Consider the following 21,772-nt stretch of genomic DNA (forward strand, 5'->3'; position numbering starts at 1 on the left):
ATTGAAATATAATTATTATGTGCTACTACTGCTGTTGAGCTGCCTGTAAAGCTCTACAGTTGAATTTATCAGTTGTAGGAATTACTTCTTTCAGCGTGTATCCTTTTGCTGGGAGGCTACGTAGAATATAAATACCCCGAACGGTGGCCTCCAGTGGACTATTGTGCCGGCTCGAGGGTGTATCAATTACTTCTTCTTACTGCTACTTTATGTCGCTGAACGACCCAGCGCAGGGGGCTTTGTCTGCCACCAGCTCACCTGTTTCTGCTCCTCAACCAACCGCTGGGTTATTCCCAGATCTAGTGTGCTTTGCGCACCTGCACTGGGATTTTGTGTGGCAGCGTCCTCAACACCTCCTGACGCGCTTTGCTCAGCAAGGCCGCGTATTTTACGTAGAAGACGCTTTCTACCACGCCGACGACCTGATTGAGGCGCACATAGAAGTGAAGCCGCGGCAAGAAGGAGTGCAGGTGTTGGTCGTGCATTTGCCAGCTCGGCTGCGCAACAATGAAGCCGCTGCCGATCAAGCGCAGGAAGAAGTATTGCAACAGTATTTCCAGCAGGAAAACATCAGCCGCTACATTTTTTGGTACTACACACCTATGGCACTGGGCAAATCCAGCCAGTTCCAGCCGGTACTTACCGTGTATGACTGCATGGACGAGCTGGCCGCTTTCAAGTTTGCGCCGCCGGCTTTGCGGGAACGGGAGCAGGAGTTGTTTAAGCGTGCCGATTTGGTATTCACGGGTGGCTACACCATCTACGAGTCCAAGCGCGAGCAGCACGCCGACGCGCATCCATTTCCGAGTAGCATCGACAAAGACCACTTCGGCCAGGCCCGCCAAACCATGCCTGACCCCGCCGACCAAGCGGGTATTGCGCATCCCCGCATCGGGTTCTTTGGTGTGGTTGATGAGCGCCTCGACATCGAGCTGCTAGGCCAACTAGCCGAAGCGCACCCCGAGTGGCAGTTTGTTATCATTGGGCCCGTAGTGAAGATTGATGCGGCTACGCTGCCGCGTCAGCAAAACATTCACTACCTCGGCGGCAAAAACTACCAAGAGTTGCCTGCCTATTTGCACGGCTGGGATGTGGCCACGCTGCTCTTCGCCGACAACGAAAGCACCAAGTTCATTTCGCCCACCAAAACCCCGGAATATCTGGCCGCTGGCCGTCCGGTTGTGAGTACCCCCATCCGCGACGTGGTGCGCCCCTACGGTGACCTGAACCTCGTGCAGATTGCCGCCACCGCCGACGAATTCGGCAGCGCCATAGCGCGGGCTCTCGAGCAAACCAAAGACGCCGACTGGCGCCGCCGCACCGATGACTACTTGGCTACCATTTCCTGGGACTTAACCTGGCAGCAAATGACAGCGCTGATGAAAGACCGACTACAGGCAAAAACTGCCGCGCCCTCTACGGCCGCCGCCTCTTCTCCACTTGCTTCGCTTGCTTAACCTATCGAATCCGTCACTTCTCATCCAACCAAAACACGCTTAGCATATGTTTGATTATCTGATTGTTGGGGCCGGTTTTGCCGGCAGCGTGCTAGCCGAGCGCCTAGCCACCCGCTCGAATAAGAAAGTTCTCATCGTAGACAAGCGCAACCACATTGCTGGCAACGCCTACGACCATTACAACGAGGAAGGCATCTTGGTCCACAAGTATGGTCCGCACATCTTCCACACCAATTCCAAGGACGTATTCGAATACCTGTCCAACTTCACCGATTGGCGCCCCTATGAGCACCGCGTACTGGCTTCAGTAGATGGCCAATTGGTACCGATGCCCATCAACCTCGACACCATCAACAAACTGTACGGCTTGTCACTCAACAGCTTTGAGGTAGAGCAGTTCCTGGAGTCGTTAGCTGAAGAAGTACCCGTTATCAAAACGTCGGAAGACGTAGTAGTTAGTAAAGTAGGTCGCGAATTATACGAGAAATTTTTCCGCAACTACACCCGCAAGCAGTGGGGCCTCGACCCGTCGGAGCTGGACAAGTCGGTAACGAGCCGGGTACCAACCCGCACCAACCGTGACAGCCGCTACTTCACCGACAACTACCAGGCCATGCCGCTGCACGGCTATACCCGCATGTTCGAGAAGATGTTGGACCACCCCAACATCAAGGTGATGCTCAACACCGACTACCACGACATCATCGACTTCATTCCGTTCAAGGAAATGATTTTCACGGGTCCGGTAGACGAGTATTTCGACTTCAAGTATGGCAAGCTGCCGTACCGCTCGTTGGAATTCAAGCACGAAACCCTCAACCAGGAAAACTACCTGGAGGCGCCCGTAGTTAACTACCCCAACGACAACCTCTACACCCGTATCACCGAGTTTAAGGCCCTCACCGGCCAGAAGCACGCGAAAACGGCCATCGTGTATGAGTATCCGAAAGCCGAGGGTGATCCATACTACCCCGTGCCACAGCCCGAAAACGCTGAGTTGTACAACCAGTATAAAAAGCTGGCCGATAACACCCCGAACGTGCATTTCGTGGGCCGCCTGGCTACCTACCGTTACTACAACATGGACCAGGTAGTAGCCCAGGCCCTAACGATGTACAAGAAACTGACCGAAAAGAGCGAGGAGGCTGCCAAAGCTGCTAAGCCCGCTATTATCGGTTCCGCTTCCATCATCGATAAGCTAGTACCCCGCGACCCAGCCAAAGGCAAGCCATAAGCTAGCATACATCCGAGTTTAGCGGTTTGCGCCGCTACCTGTCATCTGATTTGCAGAAAGGTCTGATAAGACTCATCTGGAAATCAGATGACAGACTTGTTTTAGGCCCAGGCAAACTCGACACTCTGCCTGCTTTGCAAGCTGAATAACCAACGTTTGCCAGCCGATTTTTTCACCAACGACCAACCCTATGCCCGATAAGAACGTGGAAATGTGGGGCGGCGTAGAATGTACCATCCGCCGCATTGGCAATGGCTACACCGACCAACTGGAACGTAGCGGCCACCGGTACCGCCTCGAAGACCTCGACCTGTTTGCCGAACTAGGCATCAAGAAGCTGCGCTACCCCATCCTGTGGGAGCAAGTGGCCCCCAACAGCCTCGACGAGCCCGACTGGACCTGGACTGATGAACGGCTAAATCGGTTGCGGGAACTTGGCATCGACCCAATTGTAACGCTGCTGCACCACGGCAGCGGTCCGCGCTACACCGCGCTGCACCACAAAAACTTTGTAGCTGGGCTAGCTCGCTTTGCTGGTATGGTAGCCGAGCGCTACCCCTGGATCAGCCACTACACGCCCATCAACGAGCCCCTCACGACGGCGCGGTTCAGCGGCCTCTATGGCATCTGGTACCCCCACGGCCTCGACGACCAAACGTTTGTGCGCATTCAGCTCAACCACATCAAGGGTGTGAAAGCCGCTATGCAGGCCATTCGCCAGGTGAACCCGCAGGCGCAGTTGGTGCAGACCGAAGACTTAGGCAAAACCCAGTGCACGCCGAGCCTCACCGAGCAAGCCGAATTCGAGAACAATCGGCGCTGGCTGACCTTCGATTTATTGTGCGGCCGCTTCAACCAAAGCCACCCGCTATGGGGCTACCTGCGCACTAACGGTGCTACCGAAAAAGAGCTGCTGGAACTGGTTGAAGCTCCCTGCCCGCCCGACGTGCTAGGCATCAACTACTACATTACCAGTGAGCGGTTTCTCGATGAAAACCACGAAGCTTACTTTGGTCAGCACCGGGTTTCCAGCCACGAGCGGCCGGATTATGCTGATGTGGAAGCCGTGCGCGTGCGCCTAGTGGAGCTAACCGGCCAATACAACCTGCTGCTAGAAGCCTGGCACCGGTACCAACTGCCAATGGCCATAACCGAAGTGCACCTCAACTGCACCCGCGAAGAACAAATGCGCTGGGTACAGCAAAGCTGGGATGTAGCGCAGCAGCTCAAGCAGGAAGGCGTTGATATGCGCGCCATCACCATCTGGTCGTTGCTGGGCGCCTACGATTGGACCTCCCTGCTCACCCACGACGGCGCGCACTACGAAAGCGGCGTCTTTGATCTGTCGAGTGGTACTCCGCGGCCCACGGCCCTGTTCAAGATGGTGCAGAGCTTGGCGCGCTATGGGCACTACCAGCACCCGTTGCTTGCAGCAAAAGGATGGTGGGAACGGGAAGAGCGTTTCCAGTACCACCATCATTGTCCCACTCCTCACACCCTATAGCATGATGCAACTACTTCCTCCCAACGACTTGCTAGCCTCCCAAATGCCACCCGTAATCCAGCCGCTGCTGGTAACGGGCGCCACTGGCACGCTGGGCCGAGCCTTCCAGCGGATATGCGCTATGCGGGGTATTGAAACGGTGGTGCTAACCCGCGCCGAACTCGACATTTCCGACGTATTGTCGGTGGAAAAAGCACTAGCTCAGTATAATCCATGGGCCGTGGTAAATACTGCCGGCTACGTGCGGGTTGATGAGGCCGAAAAAGATTTCCAGCGCTGCTACCTCGAAAACACAGTGGGACCGACCATTCTGGCGCATGCCTGCGCCGCTCGGGGTATTCAACTGCTCACCTTCTCCTCCGACTTAGTGTTCGATGGCAGCCAGTCGGTGGCCTACGTGGAGAGCGACCAGCCCCGGCCTCTGAACGTGTATGGCAACAGCAAGCGCCTGGCTGAGCGCGACGTACTGCTTCAGCACCCCGGTGCTTTGGTAGTACGGACCAGTGCTTTTTTCAGTGCCTGGGACGAGCACAACTTCGTGCACGCGGCCTTGCGAGCTGGCCAGCAAAAGCAAGCGTTTCAGGCTGCCGATAACGTGTTGGTTTCTCCCACCTTCGTGCCCGACCTAGTGAATGTGTCGCTTGATCTGCTCATTGATGAGGAAAGTGGCGTGTGGCACTTGGCCAACCAAGGCGCTTATACCTGGGCTGAACTAGCGCGCCTAGCTGCCGATATGGCCGGCCTCGACCAATCGTTCGTGGTGCCGTGTTCCATGGAGGCTTTTGGGCTGCCGGCCGCCCGCCCAGCATACAGTGTGCTCGGGAGCAAGCAGGGCAGTCTAATGCCGTTAGTAGAAGACCGGCTGTACAAATGCGTAACAGAAATGATGCCCGCGCTGAAGCGGGAGCCCGAGGAGGCTATTGCGTTGGCGTCGTGAGGTAAATGGCGTGGTGAAACTGGCTGTAACGCCTATTGCTAACCTGACAACCTTTCTTATCTGGCAAACCCCGCACTCTTTTTGAGGGAGCGGGGTTTCGTCGTTTTGGGGGCCGGGGCGACGCAGATACGGCGTTTGGCGGAGAGTTTCCCGAAAACGACGTAAATTTGAGGTACGCCCTTGCGTTTCAGCTTAAATAAACCAGCATGTTTGATTTTTTAGGGAAAACCGTCGCCAAGATTTTCGGAACCAAATCGGACCGGGATTTGAAGGAGATTATCCCCTACGTGGCGCTTATCAATGCCGAATATGCCAAACTGGCACAACTATCCGACGATCAACTGCGCGAGCGTACCAATGAGGTGCGTGCCCGTATTGATGCGCATCTAAAGGCTATCGACGAGCAGATTGGCGCGTTGCATGCCCGCGTCAACGACGACACTACGCTCGACATTGCGCAGAAAGAGCAGGTTTTCGACCAGATTGATGAGCTGGAAAAGCAGCGCAACAAGGAGTTGGAAGTGGTGCTGATGCAAGTGCTGCCCGACGCTTTTGCTATTGTGAAAGAAACCTCGCGCCGCTACAAAGACAACGGCCAGTTGGTGGTAACCGCCACCGACTACGATCGGGACTATGCGTCGCGCAAGCAAAACGTTACCATCCAGGGCGACCAAGCTATCTGGTCCAACAAGTGGCTGGCCGGCGGTGCCGAAATCACCTGGGACATGGTGCACTACGACGTACAGCTGATTGGCGGCGTAGTACTGCACCAGGGCAAAATTGCCGAAATGGCCACCGGGGAAGGCAAAACCCTGGTTTCCACCTTGCCGGCTTTCCTCAACGCGCTGTCCAAGCGTGGCGTGCACTTGGTAACCGTCAATGACTACCTGGCCAAGCGTGACTCGGAATGGAATGCACCGCTGTTCGAGTTCCACGGCATCACCGTGGACTGCATCGACAAGCACCAGCCCAACACCGACGCCCGTCGCAAAGCCTACGCTTCCGACATCACCTACGGTACCAACAACGAGTTCGGCTTCGACTACCTGCGCGACAACATGGCGCGCGACCCGCAAGAGCTGGTGCAGCGCAAGCACCACTTCGCTATGGTCGACGAAGTGGACTCGGTACTGATTGACGATGCCCGGACGCCGCTTATCATCTCCGGCCCCGTGCCGCGCGGTGATGTGCATGAGTTCTATCAGCTCAAGCCCCGCATTCAAATGCTGGTGGATGCCCAGAAGAAGCTGGTGCAGCAATATCTAGTGGAAGCCCGCAAAGGCCTGAAAGAAGGCAACGAAGGTCCTAAGGAAGGCGAGGCTGGCTTGTCGTTGTTCCGCGCCTACCGCGGCCTGCCCAAGAGCAAGCCGCTCATCAAGTTCTTGTCGGAAACTGGCAACCGGGCCGTGCTGCAAAAGGTGGAGAACTTCTACCTGCAAGACAACGCCCGCCAGATGCCGCAGGCTGATATGCCGCTGTACTTCACCATCGACGAGAAGAACAACCAGATTGAGCTGACCGAAAAAGGCATCGACCTGATTACGGCGCAGGGCGAAGACCCACACCTGTTTATCATGCCCGATATCGGGATGGAAATTGCGGCCCTGGAAAACAGCAAAACCCTCACCAACGAGGACAAGCTGCACCAGAAAGAGCAGCTGATGCAGGACTACCAGGAGAAGAGCGAGCGGGTACACACCGTGAACCAACTGCTGAAAGCCTACACCCTGTTCGAGAAAGACGACCAGTACATCTTAACCGACGACGGCAAGGTGAAGATTGTGGACGAGCAGACCGGCCGCGTAATGGAAGGCCGCCGCTACTCCGACGGCTTGCACCAGGCTATTGAGGCCAAGGAAAATGTGCGCGTAGAAGACGCCACCCAGACCTACGCCACCGTAACCTTGCAAAACTACTTCCGCATGTACCACAAGCTGGGCGGCATGACGGGTACGGCCGAAACCGAAGCTGGCGAGTTCTGGAGCATCTACAAGCTCGACGTGGTGGTAATTCCTACCAACCGCGGCATTTCGCGCAAGGACGAGCACGACAAGGTGTACAAGACCGTGCGTGAGAAGTACAACGCCGTAGCCGAGGAAATCCAGACGCTGGTGCAAGCCAACCGCCCGGTGCTGGTAGGTACTACCTCGGTGGAAATTTCCGAGCTGGTAAGCCGCATGCTGAAGCTGCGCGGCATTCCGCACCAAGTATTGAACGCCAAGCAGAACCAGCGTGAAGCCGAAATTGTAGCCGCTGCCGGTCACCCCGGCACCGTAACCATTGCCACCAACATGGCCGGCCGTGGTACTGACATTAAGCTGCGCGGTGTAGCCAAGGAGTCGGGCGGGTTGGCTATCATCGGCACGGAGCGCCATGAGTCGCGCCGCGTTGACCGCCAGCTGCGTGGTCGGGCCGGCCGCCAAGGCGACCCAGGTTCGTCGCAGTTCTTTGTGAGCTTGGAGGACAACCTGATGCGCTTGTTCGGTTCCGACCGGATTGCCAAACTCATGGACCGCATGGGTCTGGAAGAAGGCGAAGTGATTCAGCACTCCATGATTACCAGCAGCATTGAGCGGGCGCAAAAGAAAGTCGAGGAAAACAACTTCGGCCAGCGCAAGCGCCTGCTGGAGTACGACGACGTAATGAACGCGCAACGTGAAGTGGTGTACAAGCGCCGCCGCAATGCCCTGTTCGGCGAGCGGTTGGAACTGGACATCTGGAACATGATTTACGATGTGGCCGAGGACGTGGTAACCAGCCACAAGATTTCCGGCGACTACGAGGACTTCAAGCTGGCGGTCCTGCGCATTTACGGCTACGACACCTACATCACCGAACAGGAGATGAAAGGCCTGGCCGCTGGGCCGCTCACCCAGAAGCTCTACGACGAGGCCCTCGGCTACTACCACAGCAAGAACGACCACATTGCGACCAACGCTATGCCGCTCGTAAACGACCTGCTGGCCCAGAATGCCCCGTTCGAAAACGTAGCTGTGCCGTTCACCGATGGCCGTAAGCAAGTATCAGCGGTAGCCAGCCTGCGTCGTTCCCAAGCCACGGGTGGCCACGAAATCATCCGAAGCATGGAGAAAACGGTGGTGCTGTCCACCATCGACACAGCCTGGACGCAGCACTTGCGGGCCATGGACGACCTCAAGCAGGTGGTGCAGAATGCGGTGTACGAGCAGAAAGACCCGCTGCTGGTGTACAAGTTCGAGAGCTTCGAGCTGTTCAAAGGCATGATTGGCAAAGTGAACGAGGAGACGTTGGCCTTCCTGTTCCGCGCCGACGTACCAGTGCAAGCTGGCGCCGAAGGCACCAACGAGTCGGAATTCTACATCGAAGACGAGCTGCCCACGCCGGCCCCCATGCCTAGGCTGAAAGCCGAGAAGGAAATATCCTCGATTTCGTTGGGTGCGGGCCCCGAGGACATGGGCCCCGACGACTTGCCGCTGGAAAAGCAGCAGCCAGCCAAAGCGCAAAAAGTTGCCAACCGCAACGAGAAAGTGAGCGTGCAGTACATGGACGGTCGGATTCTGCGGGACGTGAAGTTCAAGACCGTAGAAGAAGACCTGCTCAACAACCGTTGCGTGTTGGTTGACATTGCTTAAGCAGCTTGGTTGAATGAAGTAAGGCGGGAGCCGGCGAAGGTCGTCGGCTCCCGTTTGTTTGGGAGGCAGTCTGCGTAGCGGCTCCACTGCGTACGTACTTGCATCCGTGCCTCGTTCTACCTGGTAAAAAACCGCCGTTACTTTCAGCCCATGAACCTCGCCCCCTACATCGACCATACGTTACTCCGGCCCGATGCCACTCCCGCGCAAATCGAGCAGCTATGCGCCGAAGCCGCCGAACACCGCTTTGCTACCGTGTGCGTGCCACCTTGCTACGTGCGGCTAACCGCCGAAAAGCTGCAAAATTCCAAGGTTGCCGTGTGCACGGTCATCGGGTTTCCGCTGGGATATCAGTTGGCTAAGGTGAAATTTTTTGAAGCCCACCAAGCTTTGACCGAAGGCGCCACCGAGCTGGATATGGTCATCAACATCGGGGCGTTGAAAGCCGGCCGGACCGAGGAAGTGGAAGAGGAAATAGGGCAGCTGGCCGAACTGTGCCACCTGCGCGGAGCCTTACTGAAGGTGATTATTGAAACGGCCTTGCTAAGTGAAGACGAAATAGTGCTGGCCTGCCAGCTGTGCGAAGAAGCCGGCGCCGACTTCGTAAAAACATCCACTGGGTTTGCTAGCCGGGGTGCCTCCGTAGCCGATATTATGCTGATGCGCCGAACCTTACCCGGCCAGATACGGATAAAAGCAGCCGGCGGCATCCGGACTCGCACGGCCGCGCTGGCGTTAATAGCCGCTGGCGCCGACCGAATCGGCTCGTCAAATAGCCTAATTTTGCTTCACGAAGATGATACTACCATACCTGCGTAACGTGCTGTTTCTCGCTGCTTTTTTCACGCTGAGCGCCTGTGCTTCTAGCGCCCCGGCCACTACCACGGCCGCGCCTGCCGATACCACCAAAGTGAAGTCCACAACGGCCACCACCTCTCGTACTGCCTCAGCTGAAGACCTGAGCCGCTACCGGCCCACCTTCTCGGCTCCCAAGGAAGCAGCTGCTACATCGGCCGCAAAAGTGACCATAACACCCACCAATCAGGTAAACGCCCAGATTGAGCAGCGCCTCCGCGACCAGGCCTACACCAACCAGAACGTGAAATACGCCCAGGGTTATCGGATTCTAGCATACGTAGGGTTGGAGCGGGAGAAGGCCATGGCCGTTCGGCGGGCTGTCATTAGCCGCTACCCCGACGAAACTGACTACCTCACTTTCAAGCAGCCCGTTTTCCGCCTGCACATCGGCGACTATCTGACGCGCCTAGAAGCCGAGCAGGCCATGTTGCGTATCAAGCCACTTGCCCCCAAGGCCGAATTGGAATCCGCGCAAGTGCTCCTAAGTAAAGTGGCGTATTAGAAGCAGTCAATTATCGGTTGTTGACCTGCGCTGACAACCAACGACTGACAATTGATAACCGACAACTGACAACGAGTTTTATGCAACACTTGCTTTCCCGCATCAAAACCCTAGCCGCCGACGCAGCTGCCGATACTGTAGCGCTGCGCCAGCATCTGCACGCCAACCCAGAACTGTCGTTTCAGGAGTTCAATACTGCAGCCTTCGTGACGGCTGAGCTGGAAAAGCTGGGTCTTGCGCCGCAGCCCATTGCTAATACCGGCGTAGTGGCTCTCATTGAAGGCCGCAACCCCGGTGCCCGCACGGTAGCTTTGCGCGCCGATATGGATGCCTTGCCTATTACCGAGCAGAACGAGGTACCCTATAAATCAACCAACCCTGGCGTGATGCACGCCTGCGGCCACGATGTGCATACTTCGTCGTTGCTGGGCGCAGCCCGCATTCTGGTGCAGCTGCGCGACGAGTTTGAGGGCACCGTGAAGCTGATGTTTCAGCCAGGCGAGGAGTTGCTGCCGGGCGGGGCTTCTTTGATGATAAAGGAGGGCGTACTCGAAAACCCCAAGCCGGCCAGTGTACTGGGCCAGCACGTATTCCCGATGCTACCTGCCGGGCAGATTGGCATCCGGCCGGGCCGCTACATGGCCAGCACCGACGAGCTATATCTGACCGTGCGCGGCAAAGGCGGCCACGGGGCTATGCCTGAAATGAACCTCGACCCGGTACTAGTAGCGGCCCACATCATTGTGGCGGCGCAGCAGATTGTGAGTCGCCGGGCCAGCCCCAAAATGCCTTCGGTACTGTCGTTTGGGAAGGTAATTGCCAATGGCGCCACCAACGTTATTCCCAACGAAGTGCATATCGAAGGTACCTTCCGCACCCTAAACGAGGAGTGGCGCAACGAAGCCCATGAGCACCTGCGCCGCCTCTGCGAAGGGTTGGCCGATTCCATGGGCGCAACGTGCGAACTGGAAATCCGGCGCGGCTACCCCTACTTGGAAAACGAGCCCCAGCTAACGGCCCGTATTCGGGCAGCCGCCGAGCAATACCTGGGCGCTGAAAACGTAATCGAGCTGGACCAATGGTTGGCAGCCGAGGATTTTGCTTACTTCTCGCAAGCAGCTGATGCTTGCTTCTACCGCCTCGGCACCCGCGCCGCTGATGGCCGGTTTGCTTCATCAGTGCACACGCCTACCTTCGACATCGAGCCCAAAGCTCTGGAAACCGGTCCCGGTCTGATGGCTTGGCTCACGCTGAATGAACTGGCGGAATAGTACTAGAAGTGTGGTGTTCCTGTTTATCTAATCTCTCGTGATGCGTTTTTATTCCTTATTGCTATTGATAACGGGTAGCTGCTGGTTGGCTACGGCAGCCACGGCCCAGCGCCGTGCCATCCGCGACTTAACCTTGCTGCCCGAAGCGCAAGTAGAGCTGGCCCTGAAAGGCAACGATTACATACTAGCTGGCTTCAGCCTAATTACAAATCCTAACAGCAGTGAAGGCGGTACATTTGCTGCTGGGCAGCTCCGGCTTGGCTACGAGCATTTTTGGAGCGAAAAGTGGAGTGGTGGTGCTACCCTCCGCATCTTGGGCGGCGGCAATAACGAGTCGGGTGACTTTCTTGGCTTGAGCGGCAATGTGACGCCGGGCCTGCTGGTGCGGCACACCGGGAAGATTGGCTCTCTGAATTTCAGCCAACGCCTTGGGTTGGAGTACGCAACCCAAATCAGTAGTTCCCTAAACAACGATAACACTGACCGCGCTTATGCCCGCTTGCGTTTTGATCTGGACCGCGTATTTCCACTCAGCGAGAAGCTGGCCCTTCGTCCTCGTATTGCCTACGAGTTGGCCACTTACTTGCGTTTACAGCGCGATGAGCAGGAACTGAAGGAGCGGGTGGTAGATTTTGGCAACTTACGGGCTGAACTCGGTGTACGGCTGTCGCCGCGTGTAGATTTTACACCTTGGGTGGCTTCGCAAACCCGTTATTTCAGAGGCCTGCCATCATTGGATATGAATGGCGTAATAATTCGGAGCGGTAAGGCCAATTTTATAACGCCCCTGGTAGGGCTGGATGTCCGGTTAACGTTGCCAACCAAGAGCGCAAACATAGATAGAGAGGCGCTACCTACCCAGCATTAAAATCTATCAATGACATTATGTCTTAATAATATATCGTCGATTTTATTGCTTAATTTGCTTCATTGGCAGTATAAGGAAAATGATGATTTTATTAGGTGAAGTGTATATTGATTAATCAAGACAAAATGTCTTGAAAATATAGAGTAAGAGATTCTGGTACAGATTTTATAGAATCAGGGTGTACCCGCAAGGGAAAACATTAATCTCTGACTTCAACATAGCATCTTTTACCATGGCAACTCTGCTGTATAACAACCGTCCTGCTCTTCGCCCAAACCGTGCTTTCAACTCATTGCTGAATGAGATGCTGCGTGATACCCTCCCCGCCGCAACGGAGCCCGCTAAATCGTTCGTGCCCGCTGCCGACATACTGGAAACCGCTCAAGGTTTCGAACTGCACCTTGCACTACCTGGCGTAGTGAAAGAGGACGTTAAAATCGATTTCCAGGATAGCCAGCTAATCGTGAGCGGTGAGCGGAAGGCCCCAACCGCTGACGAAAACGCGCCGAAGTTCCGCCGCCTCGAAACCGGCTTCGGTAGCTTCTCTCGTAGCTTCCGCCTCCCCGAAACCGTAGACGTAACCGCTATTGACGCAGCTCTCACCGACGGCATCCTGCGGGTGTTGCTGCCCTTCGATAGCAAAAAAGTGACGAAACATCATATCGAAGTGCGCTAAGCGCTGCGAAAAACTGTAAAAAAGGCATCCTATTGGGTGCCTTTTTTGTTGGTTCGTGTGTTGCTACTAATATATAGCGGCAAGCGTAGCAGGAACGGTTGAGTGGCACGTAATTAGCTACGCGTATAGCTCCAACTTCTAGTTGAAAATCCTGCCTGATGCAACTCTATACCAATGGATCAGCATCTTTCGTTAGGAGCCCAGAATGAGAGGGCAGGTTCATTTGCTTTTCATGCTGGTTTTGTAAATTCGAATCACATCTTTTCTTCTTTTTCACCTTCATATTACCCATGCAAGCAAAACAAATGATGCTCGGTCTGCTGGGCTCCGCCATCTTGGGTGGCGGCGTAGCAGTAGGTGGGTACAAGCTGCTGGAGCCTGAGCGTACCAATACGCCACAGGCCATTGCGGCTGACCCTAATGTTCGCTACACGAGTGAGCTGCGCAGCAGCAACTACGTGGTGCCCGAAGGGCTCAATTTCACGGCCGCTGCGGCTTCCGTAACGCCAGCCGTAGTACACGTAACCACTGAATATGCTCCGAAGCCCAGCCAGAATGCCGCGCAGATGGACCCCTTCCTGCGCCAATTCTTCGGTGACGACTTCGAGCAATATCATGGTCGTGGCCGCAACCAAGGGGTGCAGCAAGGTTCCGGCTCGGGCGTTATCATTGCAGCCAATGGTTACATCGTAACCAACAACCACGTAATCGACAAGGCCGACAAGATTACGGTGATAATGGACGACAAGCGCAAGTTTGAAGCCGAGTTGGTAGGCACCGACCCAACTACGGACTTAGCACTGTTGAAAGTGAAAGCCGATAACTTGCCCTTCATCCGGTACGGCAATTCCGACCAAGTGAAAGTAGGGGAGTGGGTGTTGGCCGTAGGTAACCCCTTCAACCTGAACTCGACGGTTACGGCTGGTATCATTTCAGCCAAGGGCCGCAACATTGGTATTTTGCGTGAGCAGACTGGCCGTAACCAGAACATGGGTGTTGAGTCGTTCTTGCAGACTGACGCCGTAGTGAACCCCGGTAACTCAGGCGGGGCATTGGTTAACCTCAACGGTGACCTGATTGGCATCAACTCGGCCATTGCTTCGCAGACTGGCTCTTTCGTGGGCTACTCATTTGCAGTGCCAAGCTCCATCGTGAGCAAGGTAATTGACGACCTGCTCAAGTATAAAGTGGTACAGCGTGCTTTGCTGGGCGTAAGCATTCAGGAAGTGGACGCTACGCTGGCTTCTGAGAAGAAGCTGTCTAGCCTGAACGGTGTGTACGTGCAGGGTATGACGGAAGGTAGCTCGGCAGCGGACGCAGGTATCAAAATCGGCGACATCATCACCGAAATCAACGGCACCAAGGTGAACACCTCGTCGCAGTTGCAAGAGCAGGTAGCTCGCTTCCGCCCCGGCGACAAAATCAAGGTGACGTACTTGCGTGGTAGCGATACCCGTACCACCTCCGCTACACTACGCAATGCCACCGGTACTACCGACATCATTCGGGAGGAAGTAAGCAAGGCAGTTAAGTATGAAGGCGCTACGCTGCAACCTGTTAGTAAGCAAGAGCTTAGCAAGTTAGGCCTGGATGGTGGCGCTAAAATCAGCGGTATCGGCAAGTCAAACTTCCGCGAAACTGGTATTGCCGACGGCTTTATCATCACCCGCATTGATAAGAACCGCGTGAGCAAACCCCAAGACGTAGAGAAGTTTTTGGAGGCTGCTAAGGAAAGCCAAGGTGCCCTTGTAGAAGGTGTGTACCCTGATGGCCGCAAAGCCTACTATCCCATCGGACAAGCTGAGTAAACTAGCCAGTTAGCTAACACCCAGTGAAAAGGCCTCCGCTACTCGAAGCGGAGGCCTTTTCACTGGGTGTTAGGCTTGTGTCGAATAACGCCTTTAGTGAGCACAAAGCCATTCCATGGCTGTACCCTCGTCGCCGAAAAGACGCATTTGATATGGGCGCTCCGGTGCTAAGCCGAAGGTAAGATATTGCATTTGGATAGGATCAGCATCGTACACCGCCATCCGGGCCGGCGAGCAAAGCACACTGATGCGTAGCGTCTGCGGAGCCAACCTATTTGCTGCTTGTGGGTAAAAAATGGTGGTAGTCCAGTGGCCTAGTTCTGGGCTGATTTGGTCGCGCCGGCGTACATCTAGCAGCCAGAAGGCGGTAGTGGTTTGCTCAGCCATAGCTAGCACAGCCGCAAAATCAGCTTGTAACTGGTGCAATGGCGCATCGTCAGGCCAACGTACAACCAACACGCCTAAGTCAGAGCGGTGCTGAATGGTACAGGTGATGAGCGACATTAGAGCGGGTATTATAAATGGAAAAAGACCGGCGCAATGGTCGGCAAGGTAAGAAGCAGTAAGCTATAGGCCGCCACAAAAGCTGTTGCCGTGGCTTCGGCTGCTCTGCCCTTACGAAAATATAAATTTATCGGTTAACCCAACGAAGGTCAGTCCCGATTTGGCATTTCAAGCGCTGCTGTACCGGATGGTGCCTGCTACTTATTCAAAAGGAATAGCCAACCACCGTTGCGCGTCCCCTTCCTGATCGAACAGTTGAAAGATGTAGGGGTACATCGTTTTCTGAAACCTGTCAAATAGCCGGGTGATTTCTACATTGGTTTGCAGCTGCTGGCGGGTGCCGGGTGGTACCATGTAGGCCATGCGTACCGGTCGATTGAAACGTGCTGCTAAAGTGGGGTAGAATACGTCATTCACCCAGCGCCCAGCCTCGGCATTAATGGAAAGGGCCCGCGTGTCGAGCAGCCAGCGCACAGTACTACGCCGTTCGGCTTCGTCGGCTAGGCTGCGGTAGCCAAGTTGCAACTCGTTAAGCGTAACATAACGATGCCACCGTGCAATCAACACCTCCAAGTCGGGCCGGTACGTGAGCGTAAGGTGGTCGGCAATTAAGAGGGTTTCGGGAAGCATGACATGCGTAGCCAGGAACGGGTAGCAAAGTTCGACAAAGATTACTTGTCAAGTAACCATTCTATAGCCTCTGCTTCATTCATGAAAGACTCCATACGATAAGGCAGAGTAGGCACGTGAGCCCGGGCGAAAATAGCTTGCAGTTCCGGTTGGCTGTCGATAGTGCGTTGCCGATGCGGCGACATTAGATAAGCCACGCGTAATGGCGCCTGTAGCAGGGTAGCAGCTTGCGGCAAAAATTCGTTAATCACCCAGCTAGTATGTGTGTGCTCGACTAATAGCCGGCGTCGCACATCAATAAACCACTGTGTTGCTGCATGTTGGCGCGCCAAATGCAGCGCTTCCTGATGGCCAATCTGCATTTCGGAAAGTGACGCATCACGCAGCCAGCGCAATACAAGTAGCTGTAAGTCGGGACGATAATTTAGCGTTAGATAATCGGTGTGGGTAATGAGGGGAGGCGTTGCCAGAGTAGAAAATTCCATAAGAAGCAACAAGAATGTGAGTTGTAATAATACAAAAATAGCTATTTTATTCAAATGGTGTTATGCCCTTGAAATAGCTTTATGCTTGCTCTTATGTGTGAATGATAAAATTTGATGTATAAATAGTTATAAAATTACGACATACTTTTCTGGTCTGCATAAGTAAAGGTGTAACTATCCTGCTCCTGTAGTCGGCTAATCGGGCTTAGTTCAGCGGGCAGCTTACCTTTATAGCACCCATCCATCACCCAACCCTCTCATTTCTTTCTTCCTCATGAAACAAGCTCTCGAAGAAGCCACCGCCACCGGCACCGACGTGCAGGAGCACGACCCGCACGGTATTCAGCAAGTACTGCGTGAGCTGGGTATCCAGGCCGAAAATGCCGCCTGGAGTACCGGCCTGCAATGGGGCGGCACCAGCAATACCCACTCGAAAACCATCCACTCGCCCGCCGACGGCCGCCGCATTGGCACCGTAGCCTTAGCCACTCCCGCCGACTACAACCAGGTAGTGGAAACGGCTCAGGCCGCGTTTAAAACCTGGCGCACCGTGCCGGCACCCAAGCGAGGCGAGATTGTGCGGCAGATTGGCAACAAGCTGCGCGAATTCAAGGAGCCGCTGGGCAAGCTGGTGAGCTACGAAATGGGCAAGATCTTGCAGGAAGGCCTTGGCGAAGTGCAGGAAATGATTGACATCTGTGACTTTGCCGTGGGCCTTTCGCGGCAGTTGCACGGCTTTACTATGCACTCAGAGCGGCCCGCGCACCGCATGTACGAGCAGTACCACCCGCTGGGCGTGGTGGGCATCATTTCGGCGTTTAACTTCCCGGTGGCCGTATGGAGCTGGAATGCCATGCTGGCTGCCGTCTGCGGCGACGTCTGCATCTGGAAGCCTTCCGAGAAAACGCCGCTGACCGGCGTGGCAGTGCAGCATATTCTGGCCGACGTGCTGCGCGAAAACGAATTGCCCGAAGGTATTTTCAACCTGATAATCGGGGATGCGGAAATAGGTGCTCAGATGGCCGCCGACACACGCGTGCCGCTGGTATCGGCCACGGGTAGCACCCGCATGGGTAAGAAGGTAGGGGAGGTGGTAGGCGCCCGCCTGGGTCGGGCGCTGCTGGAGTTGGGTGGCAACAACGCCATCATCCTGACCGAGCACGCCGACCTTGATATTGCCATTCGGGCCATCGTGTTTGGGGCCGTGGGCACGGCCGGGCAGCGGTGCACCACCACCCGCCGCGTTATTATTCACGAAGCAATTTTCGAGGATGTGAAGGCGCGGCTGTTGAAAATCTACCCCAACCTACCTATCGGCAACCCCTTACAGGAAGGTACGCTGGTTGGCCCGCTCATCGACCAAGACGCCGTGGCGGCTTTCACGAAGGCCCTAACCGATGTGCAGGCCGAGGGCGGCAAGCTGCTGACCGGCGGCAAAGTGCTGACCGGCACCAGCTATGAAAGCGGCACCTATGTACAGCCCGCGCTGGTGGAGGCCGAAAACCACTACCACATGGTGCAGGAAGAAACCTTCGCGCCCATCCTATACCTTATTAAGTACCGCGGTGGGGTAGAAGAGGCCATCGAGTTGCAAAACGGCGTGCGGCAGGGCTTGTCGTCGGCCATCTTCTCGCTGAACATGCGCGAAACCGAAACTTACCTCAGCCACACCGGCTCCGACTGCGGCATTGCCAACGTGAACATCGGTACGAGCGGTGCGGAAATTGGTGGCGCCTTTGGGGGCGAGAAAGAAACCGGCGGCGGCCGCGAATCGGGTTCCGACGCTTGGCGCGTGTACATGCGCCGCCAGACCAACACTATCAACTATAGCACCCAGCTCCCGCTGGCCCAGGGCATCAAGTTCGATGTGTAGCTAAAGCAGATAATCCAAGTAATTCATGTGAAACAGGCCCGTCGGGAGTACCGGCGGGCCTGTTTTGCTATTTAGCTATCTTGATATCTCCGTGGCCTTTGTAGTAAAGCGTTGAGCCTTGGTAGAATACGTAATACAGTCGGTAGATTTCGTCCGTTTTGTATTTGCTGTTGTCGAATGTAAAGCGGTAGCTATAGGAGCTAGTAGTTGTAGAAGAATCAGTAACAGTGTCTAGCACTCTGTACTTACGGTCTACAAGAACAAGCTTTACCGAAAGGCCACTCGCTGTAGTCTGGCAGGTCAATACTCCTTCAGTTTCCACCGGGTTCGGAAAGAAGCTGATGTTACGGAAGCTTCCGCTGGCCGTGCTGTTTACATCGAAGCCTAAGCTGTTGAACAACTTCTTTTCCTCTTTATTCCAATTGCCATCCAGCGTCCAGTCCGAGGGGTCGTTCTGGCTCTGCGGATAGTTTAGAAAGTCACGGTATGTAACGCCTTCATCGGGGCCAAAGTCAATTTTCTTTTTGCAACTGCTAGAGCCGAGAGTAGCAAGCAAAGAGCATAAGAGTAAGTAGTTCTTCATGCTAAAAAGTTGAAATAGGGGATATAAAGTCCGGTGAAGATAATGGCAGGCTGCCACAGTAATAGCTACGGCTTCATGCAACTTCCTCTCCGCGGGTGCTGTCTTTCACTTGCTTAGCCTCTCCGCTCTGGCGGCTTTGCCCGGAAAGTTGGATATTTACCGTTATCCTTTCTTTAACCAGTTGCCGCTGTCCGACCCTATGGAAGCTTTTGCGTATACCGACATCAATGCCCCGCTAGTGGAGCGGTGCCGCCTGGGCGACCGACGGGCGCAAGCCGAAATCTACAAGCGCTACGCCAAAGCTATGTTCAACGCTTCCCTGCGCATCACCGGCGACTACGCCGAGGCCGAGGATGTGTTGCAGGAGTCGTTTTTGAGTGCATTCCGGGAACTGCACAGTTACAAAGGTGATTCATCATTCGGCAGTTGGCTGAAGCGGATTGTCATCAATAAAAGTATCAACTGCCTGCGCAACCGGCGCCTGCAATTGGTGCCTTTAGGCGAGCAGCATGATGCCGCCGGCCCCGATACGCCGGACAGCTCACCGGATACCGAAGTGGTGCAGTGGCGCGCCGATGTGGTGCGGCGCTGCGTACAGGACCTGCCCGACGGCTACCGTGTGGTGCTGACCCTATATCTGCTGGAAGGCTACGACCACTCCGAAATTGCCGGCATCTTGGGCATCACTGAATCCACCTCGAAGTCGCAGTACAGCCGGGCCCGCAAGAAGCTGCTGGAGTTGGCTTCGCAACGCGGGCTTACAGCTTAGTAGCCACCTCAATGTGCCAAACCCGCGGCGCGCCGCCCACCCCTTTTTGGCGGCTTACCGTAGGTGAAAGCAAATCATGTGTTTAGTACCACCCCTGATATGAACGACAAAGAAACCGGTCTGGAGAATTTCATCGAGCGGCACCGTGCCGACTTTGATGTGTTCGAGCCGCGCCCGGATTTATGGGACGACATCGAGCAGAACTTGGCCGCACCCACGGCTGGTTCTGCCGCGCCAGCCGCCGATGAAGCGCCTGCTGTTGCCCCATTACGGGTAGTGAGGCTATACCCCGATGAAGCGCCTGCTGCTTCTGCCGCCCCCACCACCAATTTCCGTAGTAAATGGTTGCCCAATTCGGGTATGGCCGCCGCTGTGGCCTTGTTGCTGGCTGCCGGCATTGGCGCGGTATGGAGCAGCAGCCACCAAGACACTGTATGGGCCCGCACAGCCGGCACTACGCCGCTGGTACTGGCCCCCGAAAGCGAATCGGAAGACGTAAGCTCCGGGTTGTATTTTGGGGCTTCGCCGGTAGCCAACGCCCCCGAATCCTCGACGCAGTACCTCACTACGGCTTTGCAGCGCATGGAAACCTACTATGCCACCCAAATTGCCGAGCGCAAGGGTGAGCTACGGGAGTTAGAAGCCCAGACAACCGCTGCCAGCGCCCCAACTGCGGACTGGCGGCGTGAATTGGCCGGGTTGGACTCTACGTACCGGCAGTTGAAAGTGGAGCTCTACCGTAACCCCGAGCCCGACGTGGTGCTGGAAGCCATGAACCGCAACCTGCAAATCCGTCTCGATATTCTGAATCAGCAGACCCGCTCGCGTGAGCAGGTGCAGGAGTATCACGCGCAGCCTTTGATGATTGCCGATACCCACCCAATGCCATGAGCTATTTCCGCCATACCCTTTTGTGCACCGGCCGTGGGCTGGCGGTAAGCTGCCTGCTTGCAGTTAGTGCCGCCGCTCAAACGCAGCCACAGGCCGGAACTGCTACTCCACCTCGTCCCGGCTCCACCCCAGAAGTCCAATATTACCAGCCATCAACCACCGAAACGCCCGCTTTCTGGCCTCAAAACGGCACCAACCATACAGCGCACGTTAGCGGCTGCCCCCAGCAGTCGGAGCAGATAATGGATGTGCAGGGAGAGCAGGAACCTGGGCAAGTGGTTGAAAGCAACCAGCTGGCAGCCGAAAAAACGCGTAAGCTAAGCCGCACTTTTGCAGTGCCCAACGGCAAACCTTACGCTTTGGATACTCGCTATGGCCGGGTGCTGGTGAACGTGTGGAACCGTCCGGAAATCCGTACTGATGTAGACATCATTACTCGCGCCGACACCGACGAAAAAGCCCAACAGCTCCAGGAAATGATTCAGGTGGAGCTAACCGAAACCGACCCGGCAACCGGGGGCGTTGCGGTCCGCTCGAAGTTTGGCGCCATGCCCCATGGCTGCCGGAGCCGCACCAAGCTCTATGAGGTAAACTACACAGTGTGGATACCTCGCAATACTCCGTTGCGCGTATACAATACATTTGGCGAAGTCAGCATTCTTGGCGACTTGGTAGGTTCCACTGAACTGGCCGTGGAATACGGTACGCTACGCACCGGCCGCTTGGAAGGCAGCAAAAACCTGCTGCGCATCGGCAATGGACAGGCCTCGATACCATATGTGCGGCAAGCGGGAATTGATGCTTCCTACTCTCGGTTGCGGCTGGATGTCGGCCAAGTGGTAGACTTGCGCAACAACTACTCTGACATCAATATTGGGGTGGTGCAGGATTTGAGCGTGCACAGCAAATACGGCGACGTAGCGCTGGGTACCATCCGCAACTTGCGCGGTACCTCGGGCTTTTCCACTTTCAGCATCGACAAAATAAGCAACCAACTGGACATGACAGTGCAGTATTGCCCCAATTTTGAGGTGCGCAATACCGGCCGCAACTTCCGGGCTATCAACCTGGACGGGGGCTATAGCACCATCTTGTTGAACTTCGCCGATGAGGCCGGGTTCAACTTCGATGTAAACACTCAGCACGGTAAGCTACTGGTTGACAAGAAACTGGTGCACGTAGCATCAGAGGAAAGCAGCCCGGTTTCCAGTGACATGCAAGGCACTTTCGGGGTGGCCAAAGCCCGCTCTGCCTCCAGCAATGTCAACATAAAGGTGCGCTACGGCAACGTGCGCTTCAACCGCTAGTCTG

The 21,772-nt window shown here is 55.5% G+C and carries 19 protein-coding genes; 15 read left to right on the forward strand and 4 right to left on the reverse strand.

The window, feature by feature from the left end; all coding sequences use genetic code 11:
• Positions 1-209 precede the first annotated feature (209 nt).
• The 11 genes from G536_RS26040 (at position 210) to G536_RS0103445 (ending at position 14,726) form a co-directional block, all read left to right on the forward strand.
• The gene (locus G536_RS26040) at positions 210-1,457 is read left to right on the forward strand and encodes a glycosyltransferase family 1 protein (protein WP_051166828.1); all 1,248 of its coding nucleotides are present in this window, start codon (positions 210-212) and stop codon (positions 1,455-1,457) included.
• A 46-nt stretch (positions 1,458-1,503) separates the two neighbouring features.
• A complete protein-coding gene (gene glf, locus G536_RS0103400) occupies positions 1,504-2,691 on the forward strand; it encodes a UDP-galactopyranose mutase (RefSeq protein ID WP_026879790.1) in 1,188 nt (395 codons plus the stop codon).
• 190 nt (positions 2,692-2,881) lie between these two features.
• Positions 2,882-4,195 carry a family 1 glycosylhydrolase gene (locus tag G536_RS32585; protein WP_211223313.1) on the forward strand — a complete coding sequence of 438 codons (1,314 nt, stop codon included), beginning with the start codon at positions 2,882-2,884 and terminating at the stop codon, positions 4,193-4,195.
• A 1-nt stretch (position 4,196) separates the two neighbouring features.
• Positions 4,197-5,132: an SDR family oxidoreductase gene (locus G536_RS32590; protein ID WP_026879791.1), complete on the forward strand. Its 936-nt coding sequence runs from the start codon at positions 4,197-4,199 to the stop codon at positions 5,130-5,132.
• 206 nt (positions 5,133-5,338) lie between these two features.
• Positions 5,339-8,743 carry a preprotein translocase subunit SecA gene (gene secA / locus G536_RS0103415; protein ID WP_022822176.1) on the forward strand — a complete coding sequence of 1,135 codons (3,405 nt, stop codon included), beginning with the start codon at positions 5,339-5,341 and terminating at the stop codon, positions 8,741-8,743.
• A 150-nt stretch (positions 8,744-8,893) separates the two neighbouring features.
• Positions 8,894-9,562: a deoxyribose-phosphate aldolase gene (deoC, locus tag G536_RS0103420; protein WP_022822177.1), complete on the forward strand. Its 669-nt coding sequence runs from the start codon at positions 8,894-8,896 to the stop codon at positions 9,560-9,562.
• Positions 9,540-10,103: a hypothetical protein gene (locus G536_RS26050; protein ID WP_022822178.1), complete on the forward strand. Its 564-nt coding sequence runs from the start codon at positions 9,540-9,542 to the stop codon at positions 10,101-10,103. Before deoC ends, G536_RS26050 begins: the two co-directional genes overlap by 23 nt.
• 80 nt (positions 10,104-10,183) lie before the next feature.
• A complete protein-coding gene (locus G536_RS0103430; protein WP_022822179.1) occupies positions 10,184-11,374 on the forward strand; it encodes a M20 metallopeptidase family protein in 1,191 nt (396 codons plus the stop codon).
• Positions 11,375-11,411: 37 nt separating this feature from the next.
• Positions 11,412-12,242, forward strand: coding sequence for a hypothetical protein (locus G536_RS0103435; protein WP_157530368.1), 831 nt, complete (start codon positions 11,412-11,414; stop codon positions 12,240-12,242).
• A 232-nt stretch (positions 12,243-12,474) separates the two neighbouring features.
• Entirely contained in the window at positions 12,475-12,918 is a 444-nt protein-coding gene (locus tag G536_RS0103440; protein WP_022822181.1) for an Hsp20/alpha crystallin family protein, read from the forward strand.
• A 290-nt stretch (positions 12,919-13,208) separates the two neighbouring features.
• Positions 13,209-14,726, forward strand: a complete 1,518-nt coding sequence (locus tag G536_RS0103445) for a Do family serine endopeptidase (protein WP_026879793.1) — start codon at positions 13,209-13,211, stop codon at positions 14,724-14,726.
• Between the two features lie 93 nt (positions 14,727-14,819).
• On the opposite strand, the gene G536_RS0103450 is transcribed toward G536_RS0103445, so the two are convergent.
• The 3 genes from G536_RS0103450 to G536_RS0103460 form a co-directional block, all read right to left on the reverse strand.
• Positions 14,820-15,230 carry a hypothetical protein gene (locus G536_RS0103450; protein WP_022822183.1) on the reverse strand — a complete coding sequence of 137 codons (411 nt, stop codon included), beginning with the start codon at positions 15,228-15,230 and terminating at the stop codon, positions 14,820-14,822.
• Positions 15,231-15,431: 201 nt separating this feature from the next.
• Positions 15,432-15,860, reverse strand: coding sequence for a hypothetical protein (locus G536_RS0103455; protein ID WP_022822184.1), 429 nt, complete (start codon positions 15,858-15,860; stop codon positions 15,432-15,434).
• A gap of 41 nt (positions 15,861-15,901) precedes the next feature.
• Positions 15,902-16,399, reverse strand: a complete 498-nt coding sequence (locus tag G536_RS0103460) for a hypothetical protein (protein ID WP_169515034.1) — start codon at positions 16,397-16,399, stop codon at positions 15,902-15,904.
• Between the two features lie 220 nt (positions 16,400-16,619).
• Between G536_RS0103460 and amaB the strand changes: the two genes are divergently transcribed.
• The gene (gene amaB, locus G536_RS0103465; protein ID WP_084708466.1) at positions 16,620-18,218 is read left to right on the forward strand and encodes an L-piperidine-6-carboxylate dehydrogenase; all 1,599 of its coding nucleotides are present in this window, start codon (positions 16,620-16,622) and stop codon (positions 18,216-18,218) included.
• A 67-nt stretch (positions 18,219-18,285) separates the two neighbouring features.
• Here amaB and G536_RS0103470 read toward each other — a convergent pair whose 3' ends face one another.
• The gene (locus tag G536_RS0103470; RefSeq protein WP_022822186.1) at positions 18,286-18,801 is read right to left on the reverse strand and encodes a hypothetical protein; all 516 of its coding nucleotides are present in this window, start codon (positions 18,799-18,801) and stop codon (positions 18,286-18,288) included.
• Between the two features lie 199 nt (positions 18,802-19,000).
• On the opposite strand from G536_RS0103470, the gene G536_RS0103475 reads away from it, so the two are divergent.
• The 3 genes from G536_RS0103475 to G536_RS0103485 all read left to right on the forward strand — a co-directional run bounded on the left by G536_RS0103475 (position 19,001) and on the right by G536_RS0103485 (position 21,768).
• The gene (locus G536_RS0103475; RefSeq protein WP_026879795.1) at positions 19,001-19,570 is read left to right on the forward strand and encodes an RNA polymerase sigma factor; all 570 of its coding nucleotides are present in this window, start codon (positions 19,001-19,003) and stop codon (positions 19,568-19,570) included.
• Between the two features lie 99 nt (positions 19,571-19,669).
• A complete protein-coding gene (locus G536_RS0103480; RefSeq protein WP_022822188.1) occupies positions 19,670-20,461 on the forward strand; it encodes a hypothetical protein in 792 nt (263 codons plus the stop codon).
• A complete protein-coding gene (locus tag G536_RS0103485) occupies positions 20,458-21,768 on the forward strand; it encodes a hypothetical protein (protein WP_022822189.1) in 1,311 nt (436 codons plus the stop codon). The genes G536_RS0103480 and G536_RS0103485 overlap by 4 nt, the downstream gene beginning before the upstream one ends.
• Positions 21,769-21,772: the final 4 nt, after the last annotated feature.

Source organism: Hymenobacter norwichensis DSM 15439, from assembly GCF_000420705.1.
Taxonomy (GTDB): Bacteria; Bacteroidota; Bacteroidia; order Cytophagales; family Hymenobacteraceae; genus Hymenobacter; species Hymenobacter norwichensis.